The organism is Streptomyces sp. NPDC038280, from assembly GCF_055600045.1.
Map to the genome: position 1 here is coordinate 616,452 of NZ_JBVJYZ010000001.1, position 18,632 is coordinate 635,083.

19 protein-coding genes are annotated in these 18,632 nt (G+C 71.2%); 4 read left to right on the forward strand and 15 right to left on the reverse strand.

Going from position 1 to position 18,632, the window contains the following annotated elements; translation table 11 throughout:
• Positions 1-19 precede the first annotated feature (19 nt).
• From ACZ7J0_RS02695 to ACZ7J0_RS02725, 7 genes are all read right to left on the reverse strand, one after another.
• The gene (locus ACZ7J0_RS02695) at positions 20-595 is read right to left on the reverse strand and encodes a hypothetical protein (RefSeq protein WP_470883289.1); all 576 of its coding nucleotides are present in this window, start codon (positions 593-595) and stop codon (positions 20-22) included.
• The gene (locus tag ACZ7J0_RS02700; RefSeq protein WP_470883291.1) at positions 592-1,869 is read right to left on the reverse strand and encodes an ROK family glucokinase; all 1,278 of its coding nucleotides are present in this window, start codon (positions 1,867-1,869) and stop codon (positions 592-594) included. The genes ACZ7J0_RS02695 and ACZ7J0_RS02700 overlap by 4 nt, the downstream gene beginning before the upstream one ends.
• Positions 1,870-1,902: 33 nt before the next feature.
• Positions 1,903-2,733, reverse strand: a complete 831-nt coding sequence (locus ACZ7J0_RS02705) for an ATP-binding cassette domain-containing protein (RefSeq protein WP_470883293.1) — start codon at positions 2,731-2,733, stop codon at positions 1,903-1,905.
• Positions 2,700-3,752, reverse strand: a complete 1,053-nt coding sequence (locus tag ACZ7J0_RS02710; RefSeq protein WP_470883295.1) for an ABC transporter permease — start codon at positions 3,750-3,752, stop codon at positions 2,700-2,702. The genes ACZ7J0_RS02705 and ACZ7J0_RS02710 overlap by 34 nt, the downstream gene beginning before the upstream one ends.
• Positions 3,749-4,762 (reverse strand): sugar ABC transporter substrate-binding protein, encoded by a 1,014-nt coding sequence (locus tag ACZ7J0_RS02715; RefSeq protein WP_470883297.1) that lies wholly within the window; start codon positions 4,760-4,762, stop codon positions 3,749-3,751. Before ACZ7J0_RS02715 ends, ACZ7J0_RS02710 begins: the two co-directional genes overlap by 4 nt.
• A 158-nt stretch (positions 4,763-4,920) precedes the next feature.
• A complete protein-coding gene (locus ACZ7J0_RS02720) occupies positions 4,921-5,901 on the reverse strand; it encodes a substrate-binding domain-containing protein (RefSeq protein ID WP_470883299.1) in 981 nt (326 codons plus the stop codon).
• Between the two features lie 128 nt (positions 5,902-6,029).
• On the reverse strand, positions 6,030-6,749 hold the full coding sequence (locus ACZ7J0_RS02725; protein ID WP_470884101.1) for a GntR family transcriptional regulator: 720 nt from the start codon (positions 6,747-6,749) through the stop codon (positions 6,030-6,032).
• Between the two features lie 181 nt (positions 6,750-6,930).
• Between ACZ7J0_RS02725 and ACZ7J0_RS02730 the strand changes: the two genes are divergently transcribed.
• Positions 6,931-7,938, forward strand: a complete 1,008-nt coding sequence (locus ACZ7J0_RS02730) for a Gfo/Idh/MocA family protein (protein ID WP_470883301.1) — start codon at positions 6,931-6,933, stop codon at positions 7,936-7,938.
• Positions 7,939-8,086: 148 nt separating this feature from the next.
• Here ACZ7J0_RS02730 and ACZ7J0_RS02735 read toward each other — a convergent pair whose 3' ends face one another.
• The gene (locus ACZ7J0_RS02735; protein ID WP_470883303.1) at positions 8,087-8,758 is read right to left on the reverse strand and encodes a response regulator; all 672 of its coding nucleotides are present in this window, start codon (positions 8,756-8,758) and stop codon (positions 8,087-8,089) included.
• The gene (locus ACZ7J0_RS02740) at positions 8,755-10,011 is read right to left on the reverse strand and encodes a sensor histidine kinase (protein ID WP_470883305.1); all 1,257 of its coding nucleotides are present in this window, start codon (positions 10,009-10,011) and stop codon (positions 8,755-8,757) included. Before ACZ7J0_RS02740 ends, ACZ7J0_RS02735 begins: the two co-directional genes overlap by 4 nt.
• A 124-nt stretch (positions 10,012-10,135) precedes the next feature.
• Between ACZ7J0_RS02740 and ACZ7J0_RS02745 the strand changes: the two genes are divergently transcribed.
• Positions 10,136-10,357 carry a hypothetical protein gene (locus ACZ7J0_RS02745; protein WP_470883307.1) on the forward strand — a complete coding sequence of 74 codons (222 nt, stop codon included), beginning with the start codon at positions 10,136-10,138 and terminating at the stop codon, positions 10,355-10,357.
• Between the two features lie 8 nt (positions 10,358-10,365).
• On the opposite strand, the gene ACZ7J0_RS02750 is transcribed toward ACZ7J0_RS02745, so the two are convergent.
• Both ACZ7J0_RS02750 and ACZ7J0_RS02755 read right to left on the reverse strand, forming a co-directional pair.
• Positions 10,366-11,295, reverse strand: coding sequence for a DMT family transporter (locus ACZ7J0_RS02750; RefSeq protein ID WP_470884103.1), 930 nt, complete (start codon positions 11,293-11,295; stop codon positions 10,366-10,368).
• Between the two features lie 98 nt (positions 11,296-11,393).
• Positions 11,394-12,014 (reverse strand): dihydrofolate reductase family protein, encoded by a 621-nt coding sequence (locus ACZ7J0_RS02755; RefSeq protein ID WP_470883309.1) that lies wholly within the window; start codon positions 12,012-12,014, stop codon positions 11,394-11,396.
• Positions 12,015-12,198: 184 nt separating this feature from the next.
• On the opposite strand from ACZ7J0_RS02755, the gene ACZ7J0_RS02760 reads away from it, so the two are divergent.
• Entirely contained in the window at positions 12,199-12,939 is a 741-nt protein-coding gene (locus ACZ7J0_RS02760) for an SDR family oxidoreductase (RefSeq protein WP_470883311.1), read from the forward strand.
• 123 nt (positions 12,940-13,062) lie between these two features.
• On the opposite strand, the gene alc is transcribed toward ACZ7J0_RS02760, so the two are convergent.
• On the reverse strand, positions 13,063-14,184 hold the full coding sequence (gene alc / locus ACZ7J0_RS02765; protein WP_470883313.1) for an allantoicase: 1,122 nt from the start codon (positions 14,182-14,184) through the stop codon (positions 13,063-13,065).
• A 2-nt stretch (positions 14,185-14,186) separates the two neighbouring features.
• On the reverse strand, positions 14,187-15,530 hold the full coding sequence (gene allB / locus ACZ7J0_RS02770) for an allantoinase AllB (protein ID WP_470883315.1): 1,344 nt from the start codon (positions 15,528-15,530) through the stop codon (positions 14,187-14,189).
• A gap of 370 nt (positions 15,531-15,900) precedes the next feature.
• On the opposite strand from allB, the gene ACZ7J0_RS02775 reads away from it, so the two are divergent.
• Positions 15,901-16,707: an IclR family transcriptional regulator gene (locus ACZ7J0_RS02775; RefSeq protein ID WP_470883316.1), complete on the forward strand. Its 807-nt coding sequence runs from the start codon at positions 15,901-15,903 to the stop codon at positions 16,705-16,707.
• A gap of 72 nt (positions 16,708-16,779) precedes the next feature.
• Here ACZ7J0_RS02775 and ACZ7J0_RS02780 read toward each other — a convergent pair whose 3' ends face one another.
• Positions 16,780-17,469 carry an ABC transporter ATP-binding protein gene (locus tag ACZ7J0_RS02780; RefSeq protein ID WP_470883318.1) on the reverse strand — a complete coding sequence of 230 codons (690 nt, stop codon included), beginning with the start codon at positions 17,467-17,469 and terminating at the stop codon, positions 16,780-16,782.
• Positions 17,466-18,551 (reverse strand): ABC transporter permease, encoded by a 1,086-nt coding sequence (locus ACZ7J0_RS02785; RefSeq protein ID WP_470883320.1) that lies wholly within the window; start codon positions 18,549-18,551, stop codon positions 17,466-17,468. The genes ACZ7J0_RS02780 and ACZ7J0_RS02785 overlap by 4 nt, the downstream gene beginning before the upstream one ends.
• Positions 18,552-18,632 lie beyond the last annotated feature (81 nt).

The following is an 18,632-nucleotide window of genomic DNA, read 5'->3' on the forward strand; positions in this document are numbered from 1 at the left end:
GCGGACTACCGCCTTCCGGTCACGGGGTCGTGGTCGAGACGACGTACACCCGGGGCGTGGCCGGATCGGTGAGGTCGACCGTGACGTCGAGGCTCGGCCGCGGGTCGGGGCGGGTCAGCGAGGTGCCCGACCAGACCTGCTCCGGCGGGAAGTGCCAGCCGACGACCTCGGCCTCGTGGCTGGTGATGCTGACCTCGCCCGGACGCAGCTGGGAGCGGCTGGAGCCGACGTTCATCAGGAAGTCGTCGAGGCCGCTCGCGTTGGTGGTGAACTGCACGTAGAGCCGGCTGGACTTCCAGTTGCTGGTCTCGAAGTACGCGACCCGGGCGGAACCGTCGGGGATCGGGATCTCGAAGACGCGGCGCTTCATCAGCGAGGGCCAGCTGGCCCGGAGCCCCGTGGCCGACGACTCGGCCTCTTTGTCACGGCCGCTGTCGCGGCTCTGTTCGGCGGAGACCACCAGATAGCCGGCCGGGACGCCGATGAGCAGCACGATCACGATCGCGGTGAACCAGCGCCGCCGCGTCCTGTGGCGTCGGTCCTCCGGCAGCCCGGCGCTGTCGTCGGGGGACGTGGACTGGTGGGGCACGGTCATGGTGTGGGGTCCTGGGGGGTGCTGTCGGTGCGGGTGGTGCTGTCGGTGCCGGCCGGGCCGTCGGTGGGTCCGGTGCCCGTGGCGCTCTCGGTACGGGTACCGAAGCCGGCGCCGCCGTTGCGGATGGCCTGGGCGTACCGCTCGTACCGCTCGTAGCGCTCCAGGCGGCGGCGGTTCGCGCGGCGGAACCGGCGCGCGACGAGCCGGGCGAGGTCGGCCGCACCGACCATACCCGCCTCCGGGCCGAGCTGGGCCTTGGCGATCCGCGCCTCGGGGCGGTAGCCGCGGCCGGTGAGGTGGCGGCGGAAGGCCTCCCGGGCCGGGCCGATGAGCAGGTCGTCGGCGGCGCTGACGCCTCCGCCGATGACGAAGCAGGAGGGGTCGAGGGCGGCCGCGAGATTGGCGATGCCGACCCCGAGCCACTGCCCGATGTCCTGGAAGAGCTCGACGCACATGGCGTCGCCCTCGCGGGCGAGCTCGGTGATCAGGGGCCCGGTGATCTCCGGGATGTTGCCGTTGACCCGGTCGATGATGTTGTAGGCGACCGGGGAGTCGGCGGCCGCGAGCTCCCGGGCCTCGCGGACCAGGGCGTTGCCGGAGCTGTACTGCTCCCAGCAGCCGCGGTTGCCGCAGGGGCAGCGGTGGCCGCCGGGCACGACCTGCATATGGCCGAACTCACCCGCCACCCCGAACTTGCCGCGCTTGACCCGGCCGTCCTCCAGGATCGCGCCGCCGATACCGGTACCGAGGGTGATCATGACGAGGTGGTCCTCGCCACGCCCCGCGCCGAAGCGCCACTCGGCCCACGCGGCGGTGTTGGCGTCGTTGTCGACCATGACGGGCACGGCGAGGCGGGACTGGAGCGCGTCGCGCAGCGGCTCGTTGCGCCAGGCCAGATGGGGCGCGAAGAGAACCGTCGCCCGGTCGGCGTCGACCCAGCCGGCGGCGCCGATGCCGACGGCGTGCACGTCGTGCCGGTCGGAGAGGTCGAGGACCAGTTCGGCGATGGTGTCCTCGACGACCTTGGCGCTCTTGGACTTGTCCGGCGTCTCGGTCTTGATCTTCTCCAGGATGACGCCGTCCGCGTCCACGACACCGGCCATCACCTTCGTACCGCCGATGTCGATGCCGACCGTGGGCACGCGCGGGGCGGTCAGATGCGAGCGCCGCTCCCGCGTGCCGATGGTCCGCAGGGCGGTGGCCCGCGCGGAGGCACCGGGCGTACCCCCTGCTCGAAGAGCCCGGGGGAAGGTGAGATCGCGGTACGTACTCATCGGTTCGATTCTGCCAGGTGCCACTGGACGTGGTTACGAGGACGCGGGCCGCTCCAGCTCGTGCCGCAGGTCCTCGAGCTCGCTGCCGCCCGCCATCTGGCGGGTCAGTTCGTCCAGGGTGACGGAGTCCCGGGTGTGGCTGCCGGACATGACCCCGCGCTTCAGCAGCACGAAACGATCGCCCACGAGATAGGCGTGGTGCGGATTGTGTGTGATCAGTACGACTCCGAGGCCGGCGTCGCGGGCCGCCGCCACATACTTCAGGACCACACCGGACTGCTTCACGCCGAGGGCCGCGGTCGGCTCGTCCAGCACCAGCACCTTGGCTCCGAAGTGGACCGCGCGGGCGATCGCCACGCACTGGCGCTCGCCGCCCGAGAGGGTGCCGATCGGCTGGTCGACATCGCGCAGGTCGATGCCCATGCGCAGCAGCTCCGCGTGGGTGGTGCGGCGCATCAGGTCCACGTCGAGGCGCTTGAACGGGCCCGCGCCCCTGGTCGGCTCGGAGCCGAGGAAGAAGTTCCGCCAGACCGGCATCAGCGGGACGACGGCGAGGTCCTGGTAAACGGTGGCGATGCCCCGGTCCAGTGCCTCGCGCGGGGACGCGAGGGAGGTCTCCTCGCCCTCGATCCGCAGCGCGCCCGCGTCGTGCCGGTGGAGCCCGGCGATGATCTTGATGAGGGTGGACTTGCCGGCGCCGTTGTCGCCGAGGACGCAGGAGATCTCGCCCGCGTGGACCTCCAGGGAGACGCCTTCGAGGGCGCGGATGTTGCCGTAGTACTTACTGACGTCGTCGAGCTCGACGAGAGCGGTCGACGGGGTGTCCGATGTCATCGCGTGGCCTCCGCGCGCTTGCGGACCCATGCGTTCAGCAGGGTCGCGAGAAGGAGCATCGCCCCGAGGAAGAACTTGAACCAGTCGGGGTTCCACTCCGCGTACACGATGCCCTTGCTGGTCATGCCGAAGATGAAGGCACCGACGGCCGAGCCGATGGCGGAGCCGTAGCCGCCGGTGATGAGGCATCCGCCGATCACCGCGGCGATGATGTAGATCAGCTCATTGCCGACACCCTCGCCCGACTGCACGACGTCGAACGAGAACAGCAGGTGCTGGCCGGAGATCCAGGCGCAGAAAGCCACCCCCATATAGAGGCCGATCTTGGTCCTGAAGACCGGGACGCCGACCGCGCGGGCCGCGTCCGAGCCGCCTCCCACGGCGAAGATCCAGTTGCCGAAGCGGGTGCGCAGCAGGATCCAGGTGGCGACGGCGACCAGGGCGAACCACCACAGGATGGTCACCTTCAGATCGACGCTGCCGAGGGTGAGCTGCGAGGCGAAGAGGGACTTGGCGGAGGCGAAGCCCTCCATGTCCGCGATGGACTTGGTGGAGACCGTTCCGCTGATGAGCTTGGTGAAGCCGAGGTTCAGTCCGGTCAGCATCAGGAACGTGCCGAGCGTGATGATGAAGCTCGGAAGTTTGGTGCGGGTCAGCATGAAGCCGTTGAAGAACCCGAACGCCAGGGTGACGAGCAGGGAGACCCCGACGCCCACCCAGACGTTCGCGGTCATCTGGTAGCTGAACATCGACGAGACCAGGGCGGAGGTCGTGACCATGACGCCCGCGGACAGGTCGAATTCGCCACCGATCATCAGCAGCGCGACCGGCACCGCCATGATCCCGATGGTCGACGCGGCGTAGAGGACGGTCCCGAAGCTGGACGTCCGCAGAAAACTGTCCGCGACGATCGAGAAGAAGACGAAGACGGCGGCGGCGCCGACGACCGAGCCGAGCTCGGGACGGCCGAGGAGGCGGCGCAGCGGCGAGGTGCGCAGCAGCCGCTCGTCGGCCGGTGCCCGGGGAGCGGGTGGTGCGGTCGTGCTCATCGGGTCCCCCGCTCCGTGAAGTCCTGGAGTGCGGCCGCGTCCTTGTCGGTGATGATCTGCGGTCCCGTCAGCACCGGCCGCCCCCCGCCGAGCACGTCCGCGTTGTACCGGTAGAGCCAGAGCAGGTCCACGGCCTCGTATCCCTGGAGGTAGGGCTGCTGGTCGACGGCGAAGCCGAGCGTCCCGGCGGTCAGGGCGGTGGCGACCTTGGCGTTGAGGTCGAAGGTGTCGATCTCGGCCTTGCTCTGCGCGGTCTTCTTGGCCTGGACGGCGGCGTCCGCGAACGGCGCGCCCAGGGTGACCACCGCGTCGATCGACGGATCGGACTGGAGCTTCGCCTCGATGGAGGCCTGCACGTCGGGCATGTTGGTGCCGTCGACATAGAGGTTCTGCATCGCGCCGCCGAAGGTCTTCTTGGCCCCGGCGCAGCGCTGTTCGTGGCCGACATTGCCCTGCTCGTGCAGGACGCACAGCGCCTTCTTCCGGCCGCGCTCGTCGAGCTCGTCACCGACGGCCTCACCGGCGATGGTCTCGTCCTGGCCGATGTGGGTGAGCGCGCCGTACGCCTTGGACTGCTCCGAGCCCGAGTTGACGGTGATCACCGGGATGCCGGCCTTGACGGCCTTGGCGACGGCGGCCTTCATCGCGTCGGGCTTGGCGAGGGTGACGATCAGTCCGTCGACCTTCTTGTCGATGGCCGCGTCGACGAGCTGCGCCTGCTGCTGTGCCTCGTCGCTGTGCGAGTACAGGAAGTTGATGTTGTCCTTGACGGCGGCCTGCTTGGCGCCGTTCTGGACGATGTCCCAGAAGGTGTCGCCATCACCCGAGTGGGTGACCATGGCGAAGGTCCAGCGGGGGGTGCTCACCGCCGAGCGGCCCTGGGCCGCGGCCGCCTTGCGGGCGTCCTCGGCCCGCTTGCCCCCGGTGCTGCTGCATCCCGCGAGCGAGACTCCGAGGACCGCCGCCAGTACGGCGCCGATCGCGCGTACCCCTGTCCGAACCTTTGCCACGAAGCCGTGCCCTTCTCGCTGTTCTTCCCGGTGCGGCCGGGGCACATTGAGCCTGGTCCCGACCGCCCAAGTATCGGTCATGGGGATTCGCCGGACGGTCCTCGGGTGCGTGTTCGGGTGTGGCATCCGATCCGTCGTGCCATCGGGCATCCGATCCGTCACCGTGTTCCGCGCGCGGTGAATTCCTCGAGCTTCGGTACGTCCTTACCGGTGACGAGGGCGGGTCCGGTGAGGACCGGCTTTCCGCCTCCGACGACGTTTCCGTTGGTCCTGTGGAGCCAGAGTTCATCGACGCCCAGATAGCCCTGGAGATAGGGCTGCTGGTCGACGGCGAAGCCGATCTCCTCGGCCTTGAGCTGCTTCACCACCGCCGCGTTGAGGTCGAAGGTGTCGATCTCGGCCTTGCTCTGCGCGCCTTTCCTGGCCTGAACGCTCGCCGCCGCGAAGGGCGCGCCGAGGGTCACGACGGCGTCGATGTCCTTGGCGCTCTGGAGCTTCGCCTCGATGGAGGACGTCGAGGCGGGCATATTGGTGCCCTCGACATTGAGGTTCTCCACCGTGCCGTTGAAGGCCTTCTTCACTCCGGCGCAGCGTTCTTCGAGCGAGACATTGCCCTGTTCATGGATGACGCACAGGGCCTTTTTCTTCCCTCTTCGGGCGAGTTCTTCGCCGACGGCCTCTCCCGCCACGGTCTCGTCCTGGCCGATATGGCCGAGAGCGCCGAAAGGGAGGGAGTGCTGGGCACCGGAGTTGATGGTGACGACGGGTATCCCGGCGGCGACGGCCTTGGCGATCGCGGCTTTCACGGCGTCGGGTTTGGCGAGGGTGACGATGATGCCGTCGACCTTCTTGGCGACGGCCGTTTCGATGAGCTGGGCCTGTTCCTTGCCCTCGGGCGCGGCGGAGTAGAGGAACTCGACGTCGTCCTTGGCCGCGGCCGCCTTGGCGCCGCTCTGGACGATGTCCCAGAAGGTGTCTCCGGCCCCGGAGTGGGTGACCATCGCGATCTTCATCCGCGGGGTGGTGGCGGCCTTGCCGTCGGTGCCGTCGGCCTCCTTGCCGCCGGAGCCGCTGCACCCGGCGGCGGTGAGCGCGACCGCGGTGAGCAGCGCCGCGGTGGTCGTACGGGTGGTACGCATCCTGGGTCCGCCTTGTCTCCCCGGCCGCCCCGTTGCGGCTGGGTGCGTTTCTACGGCGGTGACGCGACCCCGTCAAGAGTTTGTCCGAACATTCTTACAGAGATGGCCGAAGCGCGAGCGGAGGGGAACTACGGCCGGACGAGGAGCTGGAACTCGAAGGCGTAACGAGAGGCGCGGTAGATGTGCGAGCCGAACTCGACCGCCCGGCCGGTGTCGTCGAAGGTGGTCCGCTCCATCGTGAGCAGCGGGGCACCCTCCTGCTCGGTGAGCAGTTCGGCCTCGGCCGGGGTGGCCGCGCGGGCACCGACCGTCTGGCGGGCGCTGTGCAGGGTGATGCCGGCGCCCCGCATCATCCGGTAGAGGCCGGTGGCTTCGAGCACCTCGGTCGCCGGCTCCAGCAGCCCGACCGGCAGATGGTTGCGCAGCCGCGCCATGGGCTCGCTGTGGGTGCAGCGGAGCCGCTCGATGTACCGGACGTCGCTGCCCTCGGGGACGCCGAGCGCGGCCGCGACGGGCGCGGTCGCGGGCTCGACCCGGTTGGTCAGCACGAGGGTGGCGGGGCGCTGACCGGCCGCCTCCAGGTCGTCGTAGAGGCTGCTGAGCTCCAGGGGGCGCTTGACCTGACTGTGGACGACCTGGGTGCCGACGCCGCGGCGGCGCACCAGGAGGCCCTTGTCGACGAGGGACTGGATGGCCTGGCGCACGGTCGGCCGGGAGAGGCCGAGCCGGTTCGCGAGGTCGATCTCGTTGCCGAGGAGGCTGCCGGGGGTCAGCGCGCCGTTCTCGATGGCGGCTTCGAGCTGCTGGGCGAGCTGGAAGTAGAGCGGGACCGGGCTGGTGCGGTCCACTCCGAGGGGGAGCGACACGGCGGGACCGGCCTCGGCGCGCGGCACTCTCGGCCTTCTCGGCTCTCTCGGCTGCTGGGACACGGCCCGAGCCTAGTACCGGGAAATGATGACGGGAAGTCGTGAAGTCCGGTTGTCAGGACAAACGCTTGACATGGTGACGGGTCGCCGCCACCTTGGGGCCATGCGCATCGGACTGATCGGAACGGGACGTATCGGGGCTTTTCACGCGGGCGCGCTCAGTCGCCACCCCGCGGTCGACTCCCTGGTGCTGGCGGACGCGGATCCGGCACGGGCGGAGCAGGTCGCGCAGGCGATCGGGGCGACGGCCGCGCCGAGCGTCGACGCGCTCTTCGACCGGGGCCCGGACGCCGTGGTCATCAGCTCGGCCACCGCCTCCCACGCCGAACTGATCGCCCGCACCGCCCGCGCCGGGCTGCCCGCCTTCTGCGAGAAGCCCATCGCCCTGGACCTGCCCGGAACCATCGACGCGCTGCGCGCCGTCGAGTCGGCCGGCACGGAACTCCAACTCGGCTTCATGCGCCGTTTCGACGCCGGATACGGCGTGGCCCGTGAGGCCGTACGGTCGGGCCGGCTCGGACGGCTGCACACCGTCCGCGCCACGACCGCGGACCCCGCGCCGCCGCCCGCCGCCTATCTGCCGCTCTCCGGGGGTCTCTACCGGGACTGCCTGGTCCATGACTTCGACATCCTGCGCTGGGTCACCGGGCGGGAGATCACCGAGGTGTACGCCACCGGCTCGGACGCGGGGCCGTCCATGTTCCGCGAGGCGGGGGACGTCGACACGGCGGCCGTGCTGCTCACCCTGGACGACGGGACACTCGCGACGGCGACCGCCACGCGCTGCAACGGCGCCGGCTACGACGTCCGTATGGAGCTCGCCGGTGAGCGCGACCAGATCGCCGTGGGCCTGGACGACAGGACTCCGCTCACCTCGGTGGAGCCGCAGGGTCCGCCCGCGCCGGACAAGGCGTGGCCGGGCTTCCTGGAGCGGTTCGCCCCCGCGTACGAGGCGGAGCTGGACACCTTCGTACGGCTCGTGCGCGCCGAGGTGCCCAATCCCTGCGACGGGCGCGAGGCACTGAACGCCCTGCGGGTCGCCGAGGCCTGCGAGCTCTCCCGCCGGGAGCGCCGTCCGGTGGTGCTGGACGAGGTCGACGCGGAGGTCTGACGGCGGCGCGCCCGCCCGCCGGCTGGGAGGAGGACCTCACGGCCTCACCTCGTCACGGCCTCAGTCCGTCACCGGAGCACCAGCTCACCAGGTCACCAGGTGACGGGCACGTGGCGGACGCCGGATCGATGACGGGCATCGCGCCGGCCTACGCACCGCCGTGCGTGTCCAGCAGCCCCGCGTCATGGACCAGCAGCGCGATCTGGACACGGTTGTTGAGGCCGAGTTTGGCGAGGATCCGCGAGACATGGGTCTTGACGGTGGGGACGCTCATGTAAAGGGCCGCCGCGATCTCGGCGTTGGAGCGTCCCTGGCCCACGGCGACGGCGACCTCCCTCTCCCGCTGGGCGAGTTCGGCGATGCGGCCCGCCGCGGTGACGCGCCGCGGCTGCTCGGGGGTGTCGGCGACATGGGTCATCAACTGCCGGGTGACGGCGGGAGAGAGGACGGGGTCACCGGCAGCCACGCGGCGTACCGAGGCGACGATCTCGGCGGGCGGGGTGTCCTTGAGTACGAAGCCGGCGGCCCCGGCGCGCAGGGCGCGCAGGACCTGCTCGTCGGCGTGGAAGGTGGTGAGCACGACGACCTCGGGGGCGCCGGGCCGGGAGCGGAGCCGTTCGGTGGCGGTGAGCCCGTCGATGTGCGGCATCCGGATGTCCATCAGGACGACGTCGGGGCTCAGATCCCCTACGAGCGCGGGCACTTCGGACCCGTCGGCGCCCTCTCCGACGATCTCGATGCCGTCGGCTCCGCCGAGCATGAAGGTGAGTCCCGCGCGCACGAGTGGGTCGTCGTCGATGATGAGCAGCCGGATGGTCATGAGGGCCACGGTAGCCAGGCGCGCAGGGCGAATCCGCCGTCGGGCGCCGTTCCGTGGGTCAGCCGTCCACCGGCGAGGGTGGCGCGTTCGGTCAGTCCGATGAGGCCCTGGCCCGATCCGGGGACGTGCGGGACGGAGCCGGTGGGCGCGGGGTTGTGGAGGTCCACCGTCAGCCCCTCCCCCGGGCGGCCGCGCACGGTGAGGGTCACCTCGGTGCCGGGGGCGTGCTTGCGGGCGTTGGTGAGTCCCTCCTGCGCGATGCGGTAGACCGTGCGGCCGGTGGCGGCGGGGACGCCGGCCGGATCGTCGATCGCGTCGTCGAGGACGACCCGCATGCCGGCCTGCCGGGACTCGGTGATCAGGGCGCCGAGCGTGGCCAGGGTGGGCTGCGGCCGGTCGCTCTCGTCGCCGCCCTCACCCGGGGCGCGCAGGACACCGATGATCTCGCGAAGGTCCTGGAGGGCCTCGTGGGCGCTGTCCCGGATCACTCCGGCGGCCCTGGCGACCTGCGCAGGGGGCGCGTCGGGCCGGAATTCCAGAGCCCCCGCGTGGACGCTGAGCAGGGTCAGCCGGTGGGCGAGCACATCGTGCATCTCCCGGGCGATCGCCTCGCGGGCGGCCCGCTGGGCCTGCCGCGCCCGGAGTTCGGCCTCGGCCTCCGCCCGCCGGGCGCGCTCCCGCAGCGCGGCGACGAGCTGTCGGCGGGAGCGTACGAGCATGCCCCAGCCGGTGATCAGCAGGAACATCATCACGGTGATGGCGATCGCGAGGCCGGTGTGGACGCTCGGATCGGGGCGTACGAAGACCTGGACGACACCGGCCGCCACCGCCACCGAGGTGATCGCGGCGACCTGTTTGAACGGCCGGTGCACGGCGGCCCCGAACAGGCTGACCAGGAGCGCCCCCGAGGTGGCCGGAGCCACCGCGCTGACCACCGAGAGGACGACGGTGAGACCAGCGGGCCACCGGCGGCGCAGCCAGAGCGCACAGCACGCGGCGGCGCCCGCCAGCTGGTCGGCGAAGACGACGGCGTCCGAGGTGTTGTACTGATCGCTCGCCTCGGCGGCGAGGAGCCCGATGAACGCGGCGAGGACGAAGCCACAGGTGTCGACGACCCAGTCGCGTACGGTCCGGCGCGGCCGGGCCGCGCCTCGTGGATCGCCGTCGCGTCCGGCCCGGTCGCCGGGGAGCCCGAGGTCGAGCGGGTCCGCCATGGCCGAGGGCAGCAGCCAGGGGTGGTACGTGCGGGTCATGCGGCCCAAGTTACGCAGGCGAGGAGTGGGGGACCTCCCGTTCCGGCCCGGCGGATACCAAAGTCGCGCGGTCGAAGACTTTCGGACCACGCGGCGGCCCGGCGGACTGGATCACCATCGGCACATGAAGAGGTTTCTGGAGATCCTGGGTGCGGTTCTGCTGTTCGGCGGCGGCTGTGGAGTGATACGTGAACTGACGGACGGCTGGTTCCGTCTTCTCGGCTTCACTCACATCCTGACCGACCATGTCGCGTTTCTGCAGGGCCGGGAGCTGTTCGCCAACATCGTGATCGCGGTGCTCGGTTTCGCGGTGCTGATGATCTCCGACCGACGGGCGAAGGCCTGATCGAGCTCCTAGGACCGGCTTTCGGCGGCGCCCCGGCCCCAGCTCGTGCCGGCGAGAACCAGCAGCGCGCCCACCAGCCCCAGGACGCCCAGGTGTTCGTTCCCGATCGCGATACCGGCGGCCGCGGCCCACAGCGGTTCCGTACCGAGCAGCAGGCTCACCCTCGACGGGGAGGTCCGGCGCACGGCCCACATCTGCACGAAGAAGGCGAAGAGCGTGCAGAAGACGGAAAGGAAGAGCAGTCCCGCCCACTCGCGCGGGCCGAAGCCGACGGCCACCGCCCAGGGCGAGGCTCCGGTGCCGGGGGCGGCGGCGAGCACGGCGAAGACGGCGACCGCGCTGCCCAGCTGGACGGTGGTGAGGGAGAGCGAGTCGGCGCTCCGCACGGCCTTGATCCGGGACATCGCCAGAACGTGCACCGTCCGGGCGACGGCCGCGAGCAGCATCAGCAGGTCGCCGGTGGAGGGGGTGGTGAACCCGCCCCCCTGCGTCAGCAGGACGACACCGGCGACCGACAGGCCGGCCGCGGCCAGGAACGCCCTGGGCGGACGGGTCCTGGTCACCGCCGCCTCCGCCAGCGGGGTGAAGATCATGGTGAGGCTGATGATGAGCCCGGCGTTGGTGGCCGAGGTGTGGACGACTCCGTAGGTCTCCAGCAGGAAGATCCCGCTGAGGACGAGCCCGAGCAGCCCCGCTCCACGCCACTGCGCCGCGCTCAGCGCCCGCAGCCGGCGCCGTCCGGCGACGGCGAGGACGGGCAGGACGACGGCGAAGCGCAGCACCAGGACGGCGATGACGGTGTGCGTGGTCGTGATGCCCTTGGCGGCCAGATAGCTGGCGCCCCACACGACCGCGACGGCCAGGACGGGCAGATCGGTGAGCCAGGCCCGGCGGGGAGCGAGGGCGGGCGGGGAGGCGGATGCGGCGATCGACGACATGGAGGGCCGTTGCTCCCACTCGGTGAAGGGTGTCGCGGTGACGAGTGTGGAGACGTCGGCGGCTCGCACGCGGAACGATCACCGTACCGGCGGGCCGCTCACTGGTCGAGGGAGAATTCGCCGAACCGCGCGGCGCCGGTGGGCCGGTAGACCTGGATCGTGGATCCGGCGGGGGTGGTGCGGTGCTCGGTCAGCTCGAAGGCGGTCGGTACGCCGCCGTCGGGGAAGAGCCGGCGGCCCTTGCCGAGGAAGACGGGGAAGACGAGGAGGTTGTACTCGTCGATGAGGCCGTGGGCGATGAGAGTCTGGGCGAGCCGGGCACTGCCGTGGATCTGCAGCTCGCGTCCGGGGGCTTCCTTGAGCCTGGCGACCTCGGTGAGGACATCGCCGCCGATGACCGTGGAGTTGTTCCACTCGGCCTTGTCGAGGGTCTTCGACACGACGTACTTGGGAAGGGTGTTGAGGCGGCTCGCGATGGGGTCGTTCTCGTCGGTGACTTTGGGCCAGTAGCCGGCGAACGTCTCGTACGTCCGGCGGCCGAGGAGGAACGCGTCCACGCGTTCGAAGACCTCCGTCATGAACTGGCCCGTGACGTCGTCCCAGAAGGGGACGAGCCAGCCGCCGTACTCGAAGCCGTCACTGCGGTCCTCGTCGGGGCCGCCGGGGGCCTGCATGACGCCGTCGAGCGACAAGAAGGTGGTGAGGGTGAGCTTCGGCATGACGTGCGCCTTTCGTTCCGTTCTCCATCGTGTCCCAGATGTACCGACTCCACCCGCCGCCGGAACTCATCGCGGAGGCCGGGCGGGGGCCCGCGTCGCTGTCCGATTCCCGCCAGCGTGGGGGCGGCCGCGACGGTTTCCTTGAACTCGCAACCACTACTGAGCACTACACGGAGGTTTCGAGATGTCCACGACGTCGACCACATCGGCCCTGGTCACCGGCGGCAGCCGCGGCATCGGAGCGGCGACCGCGCTCCGGCTCGCGCGGGACGGCGCGAACGTGGCCTTCACCTATGCGCGGGACGAGGCGGCGGCCAAGGAGGTCGTCCGCGGGATCGAGGCGGTCGGGCGGCGCGCGCTCGCGATCCGCGCCGACGCGGGGGACCCGGCGGACGCGGCCGGAGCCGTCGAGCGGGCCGCCGCGGAGTTCGGCCGGATCGACGTCCTGGTCAACAACGCCGGTGTCGGCGTGCTCGGCCCGCTGGAGAGCCTCTCCACCGAGGACGTCGACCGGATCCTGGCGGTCAATGTGCGCGGTGCCTTCCTGGCCTCCCAGGCGGCCGCGGCCCGGATGGAGCGCGGCGCGCGGATCATCACCATCGGCACCTGCATGACGCAGCGCGTCCCGGGGCCGGGCGGGACGCTGTACGCGATGAGCAAGTCGGCCCTGATCGGCCTGACCAAGGCCCTCGCCCGTGAGCTGGGCGAGCGGGGCATCACGGCGAACATCGTCCACCCCGGGCCGATCGACACCGACATGAACCCTGCGGACGGACCGTACGCCGGCGGCCAGAGCACGATGACGGCCCTCGGCCGCTTCGGGGACCCGGACGAGGTCGCGTCGATGGTGTCGTTCCTGGCGGGACCGGGCGCGCGGTACGTGACGGGCGCGGAGTTCTCGGTCGACGGGGGGCACGCGGCGTAGGAAGTCCGCCCCGCCCGCGCGGGCGGGGCGGAACGCGCGCGAAGACGCACCGGTGCTGTCGGGTCGGTGCGTCTTCGCGCATCCGGGCGGGTGTCGTTGCCGCCCGGGGTCATCAGGCGGTCGTCAGCCGCCCAGCTCCTGGTGGCGGGCCGACAGGCGCGCCGCGCCCGCCTCCGTCAGGGAGCCGAAGAGACGCAGACGGGAGATGCCGCCGTCCGGGTAGATGTCGATGCGGACGCGACGGCCCACGGCCGGCTCCGACAGGACGAAGCGGTGGTTCGTGTCGGGCTGCAGGCGAGTCCGGGGCAGGACCTCGGTCCACTCCTCGCCGCCGTCGGACACCGACAGGGAAGCCCAGCCGGCGCTGTTGCCCTTCAGGTACGCCGTGTCGATCTCGATCGCGCGGATCTCGGACTGCTCCACCAGCTGGTAGCGGATCCAGTCGTTGCCCTTGTCGCGACGGCGACGGGTCTCCCAGCCGTCGTCCATCTTCCGCGAGCGGCCCGGCTGGATGGTGTTGGTGGCCGGGGAGTAGAAGCGGTCGGACGCGTCCTCGACCTGGCCGCCGTTCTCGAGCGCGACGAGGTCGAAGGTGCCGAGCACACCCAGCCACGCCGGGTCCGGCGCCACCTCGCCGTAGACGCGCAGGCGTGCGATGCCGCCGTCCGGGTGCTGGTTGACGCGCAGGTGCGTGAAGCGCTGCTCGACGTCGACGGCGAAGCCGTTGGCCGCGTGCCCGCCGATGGCCGTACGCGGCACCAGCGTCACCCACTTGACGTCGTCGGCGAGGAGCTCCTCGGGGGACGGCGAGCCGGTGACCGAGGTCGCCTGGACCGAGACGGCCTGCGGGTAGTTGCCGCGGAAGTGGGCGGTGTCGATGACGATGCCGCGCACGACGCCGGGCGCACCGAGGCGTACGAGCGCCCAGTCGTGGTCCTCGTCCGTGGGGTGGGGCTGCTGGGCGGAGACGCCACGGCGGCGGCGGGTCTCCCAGCCGTCCATGATCTTGCCCTTGTGACCGAAGTGCTCCGGGTCGAACTCCGCGGCCTCCGGCTTCAGCATGTTCTCGCGCTCGGCGAAGAACTCGTCGTTGGCGGCGATGACGCCCGCGCCGAGCCGCCGGTCGGCGAGGTCCGCGTACTGCGTGAAGGGGAAGTCGGCCGTGCGGTAGTCGGCGTACGGGTCGCCTCCGCCGTACGGGCTCGCGTCACCGGTGAAGCTGGGTATCCCGTTGGGGTTCGCCACGGTCAGTTGTTCCTTTCGAGGAGGCGGCCGGAGGGCTCGGCGAGGGTGCCGTTGTCGGCGATCCGCTCACCGCGCAGCCAAGTGGACTTGACGACTCCGTACAGGGTCCTGCCGGCGTACGCGGTGATCCGGTTGCGGTGCTGGAGCTCGGCCGGGTCGACGGTGAACGTCTCGTCGGGCGCGAGGACGGCGAAGTCGGCGTCGCGGCCGGCCTCGATCGCGCCCTTCTGGGTGAGGCCCGCGAGGCGCGCCGGGGCCGACGACATCCAGCGGACCACGTCCTCCAGCGTGCGGCCGCGGCGCCGGGCCTCGGTCCAGATCGCGGGAAGGCCGAGCTGCAGGGAGGAGATCCCGCCCCACGCGGAGGCGAAGTCGGGGGTCTTGAGGTCGGCGGTGGAGGGCGAGTGGTCCGAGACGATGCAGTCGATGGTGCCGTCGGCCAGGCCCTCCCACAGCGCGTCCTGGTTCGAGGCCTCGCGGATCGGCGGGCAGCACTTGAACTCGGTGGCGCCGTCCGGGACCTCCTCGGCCGTGAGGGTGAGGAAGTGGGGGCAGCTCTCGACGGTGACCTGGACGCCCTCGCGCTTGGCGGCGGCGATCAGCGGCAGCGCGTCGCTGGAGGACAGGTGCAGGACGTGCACGCGAGCGCCGAGCCGGCGGGCCTGGGCGATCAGGTTCTCGATCGCGGTGTTCTCGGCGTCGCGCGGCCGGGAGGCGAGGAAGTCGGCGTACTTCTCACTGCTCTTCTGCGGAGCCGCCGCGAGGTGGTGCGGGTCCTCGGCGTGGACGATCATCAGCCCGCCGAAGCCGGCGATCTCCGCCAGCGACTGGGCGAGCTGCTCCTGGTCGAGCTCGGGGAACTCCTCCACGCCCGAGGGCGAGAGGAAGCACTTGAACCCGAACACACCGGCGTCGTGCAGCGGCGCCAGGTCCTTGACGTTGTCGGGCAGGGCGCCGCCCCAGAAGCCGACGTCGATGTGCGCCTTGGCGCGGGCCACGTCCTGCTTCACGCGCAGGTTGTCGACCGTCGTGGTGGGCGGCAGGGAGTTGAGGGGCATGTCCAGGAGCGTGGTGATACCACCGGCGGCGGCCGCGCGGGTGGCCGTCCAGAAGCCCTCCCACTCGGTGCGGCCCGGGTCGTTCACATGGACATGCGTGTCGACGAGGCCGGGGAGCACGACGTCGTCACCGAAGTCCTCCAGCCGGGCACCGGCGGGCACCTCGGCGTCGTACGCCAGCACGGCCGCGATCTTCCCGTCGGCGACGGCGACCGATGCGGCGCGCGTCCCCTCGGGGGTGACGACGCGTGTCGAACGCAGTACCAGGTTCACGTCCAGGTCGGACACCCGTACCCCTCTCTCTCAGATCCCACCGATTCCACCCAGCGGAATTCAACGAACTGTTGAAGGAGTCTTCACTCCGGACCGCCCTCCGTCAAGGAGACGATTCCAGGATCCTGCGCCTCGGAATGTGGCGCTCACCTCACTTGGATGTTTCCATGAAGTGGAATGGAAATTTCACACAGCAGAACGTAGCTCCGCACATGCGGGGGAGCTGCGACCTCACCACCCGCGACCGCAGACACCGGACAAACAGCCCCACCGACCGCTTCCGACCGGCCCTGACCGGCCCGGACGCCGGGGCAGGGCCCGTGTGTACCGGCGGACGGCCCGGTAGGCTGCTGGCTTGCCCGCCCGCCTCGAAAGGACCGTTGCCGTGCCGACGTCCAGCGCCAGCACCACCGACGCCAAAACCGCAGCCAACTCCAGCGGTGGCGTCCAGTCCCTTGAGCGTGCCTTCGACCTCCTGGAACGGATGGCCGACGCCGGGGGCGAGGTCGGGCTCAGCGAGCTCTCCGCCAGCAGCGGCCTGCCGCTGCCCACCATCCACCGGCTCATGCGGACCCTGGTCGCCTGCGGTTACGTCCGCCAGCAGCCCAACCGCCGCTACGCCCTCGGCCCGCGCCTGATCCGCCTCGGCGAGTCCGCCGCCCGGCTGCTCGGCACCTGGGCCCGCCCCTATCTGGCGCGGCTGGTCGAGGAGACCGGCGAGACCGCCAACATGGCGCTGCTCGACGGCGACGAGATCGTGTACGTGGCGCAGGTGCCGTCCAAGCACTCGATGCGCATGTTCACCGAGGTCGGCCGGCGCGTGCTGCCGCACTCCACGGGCGTGGGCAAGGCGCTGCTCGCGCACACCCCGGCCGAGGAGGTGCGTGCCCTGCTCGCCCGCACGGGCATGCCCGCCGCGACCGAGAAGACGATCACGACGCCGGACGGCTTCCTCGCCGCTCTGGAGCTGGTGCGGAACACGGGCTACGCGGTCGACGACAACGAGCAGGAGATAGGGGTCCGCTGCCTCGCGGTGCCGGTGCCCAACTCCCCCACCGCGGCGGCCATTTCGATCTCGGGTCCGGCGGGCCGGGTGACGGAGGCGGCGACGGAGAAGATCGTCCCGATCCTCCAGGAAGTGGCGGAGGAGCTGTCGACGGCGCTCGCCAACACGGCGAACGGCCAGGCCTGACCCGTCACGGACCGACCATGAAGAAGGTCCCCGCCCGGTGCTGACGGGGCGGGGACCTTCTTCATGTCCGCCCTACCGGCTCGCCGGCTCGGACAGGCGGCCGTCCTGCACCGTGACCGTGCGGTCCATCCGTTCCAGGTGCGCGCGGTCATGCGTCACCAGGACCGTGGCGGTCCCCCGCTCCCGGGTCAGGGTGACCAGCAGGTCCAGTACCGCCGCCCCCCGCTCGTGATCGAGTGCGCTGGTCGGCTCGTCGACCAGCAGGACGGCCGGTTCGTTCATCAGCGCCCGCGCGATGTTGACGCGCTGGCGCTGACCGCCGGAGAGCTGGTGCGGGCGGCGGCCCGCCTGCCCGCCGAGGCCCACCGCGTCGAGCAGGCCCAGGGCCCGCTCCCGCGCCCCGCCGCGACCGCTGCCCTCGTACCCCGCCAGATGGGCCATCACTTGGAGCTGCTCCGCTGCTGTCAGGGAAGGCAGCAGATTGGGCTGCTGGAAGACGATGCCGACGCGCTCGCGACGCAGCGCCGCCTTGCCGGCCGGGTCGAGTCCGGCGGTGTCCGTCCCGTCGACCACCACCCGGCCCCGGTCCGGGGACACCAGCGTGGCCGCGACCGCGAGCAGACTCGACTTGCCGGAGCCGGAAGGGCCGACGACCGCGGTCAGCGTCCCCGCCGGGACCTCAAGGGAGACGGAGTCCAGGGCGGTCAGGCGCCCGTCGCCGTCCGGGTAGGTGAGCGTCACGTCATCGAGGCGCAAGGTCATCGTGCACTTCCCAGCGCGGTCAGAGGGTCGACGGCGGTGATCCGCCGGATGGAGAGAGCCGCGCCGAGCATCCCGAGACCGATCATCACAGCGGCCGGGCCCAGCACGGTGAGCGGTTCGAGGACGAAGGGCACGTTCCCGCCGCTCACCAGCGCGCCGATGCCGACCGCGAGCGCGGTCCCGAGGAGCGTGCCCGCGCCGAGCATCAGCACCGCCTGCCCCAGCGCGTCCTTCAGCAGATACGGAGTCGAGGCGCCGAGCGCCTTCAGTACGGCCACGTCACCGCTGCGCTGGATCGTCCAGACGGTGAAGAACGCCCCTATGACCAGGGCCGAAATGACGAAGAGGAAGCCGCGCATCAGCTGGAGCGAGCCGTTCTCGGCCTGGTAGGACCCTATGGCCGTGAGGGCGCCGTCGATGGTCTTCGTCTGCGTCCCGGCGGCCCTGTCGCCCGCCGCGAGATCGGCGCCGTCGGTCGTCGTGAGCGCGACGACCGTGGCCTGCTCCCCGGCCGCCGCGCCGCTGCGGCCGAGCTTCTGCCAGTCCGCGAGCGAGGTCCAGACGACCGGGGTGTGACTGTAGGAGGCGTCGCCCGAGACCGCCGCGACCCGCGCCTCCAGGGGCCCGAGCCGTACGGTGTCGCCCACCCCGACGCCCAGCTCGGCCGCGGCCGACTCGGCGAGGACGACCCGGCCGGGGCCCGGCTTCGGGCCGGCGGGCGCGATCCCCGCGTCCGGATCGGTGCCGAAGGCCGACACCGCCGCCGTACGGTCACCGGCGGTCGCGTTGGTCGTCCGGATGCCGAGCGGCGCGGCGCTCGTCACCCCCGGCCGCCCCTCCCACGCCCGCCAGGCGTCCTTCGTCACCACGGAACTGGTGAAGGAGACCCCCTGCCCCGAGGGCGGGGCGGCGAAGGCCAGGTGGTCGGCGGGCAGCCCGGTGATGGCCGAGATGTTCTCCCGCGCCAATCCCGCCGTCAGCCCGGACAGCAGCCCCACGAGCAGTGTGATCAACACGATCACCGTGCCCATCAGCGTGAACCGCCCCTTGGCGAATCTCAGATCTCTCCATGCCACGAACATGGTCACCAGAGTGCTGCGCACGGGCGGGCCCGGGCATCGCGCCACGGATGGCTCCGCAATCAATCTTTCGGTTGAGTGCGC

What these genes read in the sequence shown, in the direction of transcription:
- ACZ7J0_RS02695 (WP_470883289.1), bottom strand. Translation starts at nt 595, where the DNA reads ATGACCGTGCCCCACCAGTCCACGTCCCCCGACGACAGCGCCGGGCTG.
- ACZ7J0_RS02700 (WP_470883291.1), bottom strand. Translation starts at nt 1,869, where the DNA reads ATGAGTACGTACCGCGATCTCACCTTCCCCCGGGCTCTTCGAGCAGGG.
- ACZ7J0_RS02705 (WP_470883293.1), bottom strand. Translation starts at nt 2,733, where the DNA reads ATGGGTCCGCAAGCGCGCGGAGGCCACGCGATGACATCGGACACCCCG.
- ACZ7J0_RS02710 (WP_470883295.1), bottom strand. Translation starts at nt 3,752, where the DNA reads ATGAGCACGACCGCACCACCCGCTCCCCGGGCACCGGCCGACGAGCGG.
- ACZ7J0_RS02720 (WP_470883299.1), bottom strand. Translation starts at nt 5,901, where the DNA reads ATGCGTACCACCCGTACGACCACCGCGGCGCTGCTCACCGCGGTCGCG.
- ACZ7J0_RS02730 (WP_470883301.1), top strand. Translation starts at nt 6,931, where the DNA reads ATGCGCATCGGACTGATCGGAACGGGACGTATCGGGGCTTTTCACGCG.
- ACZ7J0_RS02735 (WP_470883303.1), bottom strand. Translation starts at nt 8,758, where the DNA reads ATGACCATCCGGCTGCTCATCATCGACGACGACCCACTCGTGCGCGCG.
- ACZ7J0_RS02740 (WP_470883305.1), bottom strand. Translation starts at nt 10,011, where the DNA reads ATGACCCGCACGTACCACCCCTGGCTGCTGCCCTCGGCCATGGCGGAC.
- ACZ7J0_RS02745 (WP_470883307.1), top strand. Translation starts at nt 10,136, where the DNA reads ATGAAGAGGTTTCTGGAGATCCTGGGTGCGGTTCTGCTGTTCGGCGGC.
- ACZ7J0_RS02750 (WP_470884103.1), bottom strand. Translation starts at nt 11,295, where the DNA reads ATGTCGTCGATCGCCGCATCCGCCTCCCCGCCCGCCCTCGCTCCCCGC.
- ACZ7J0_RS02755 (WP_470883309.1), bottom strand. Translation starts at nt 12,014, where the DNA reads ATGCCGAAGCTCACCCTCACCACCTTCTTGTCGCTCGACGGCGTCATG.
- ACZ7J0_RS02760 (WP_470883311.1), top strand. Translation starts at nt 12,199, where the DNA reads ATGTCCACGACGTCGACCACATCGGCCCTGGTCACCGGCGGCAGCCGC.
- ACZ7J0_RS02780 (WP_470883318.1), bottom strand. Translation starts at nt 17,469, where the DNA reads ATGACCTTGCGCCTCGATGACGTGACGCTCACCTACCCGGACGGCGAC.
- ACZ7J0_RS02785 (WP_470883320.1), bottom strand. Translation starts at nt 18,551, where the DNA reads ATGTTCGTGGCATGGAGAGATCTGAGATTCGCCAAGGGGCGGTTCACG.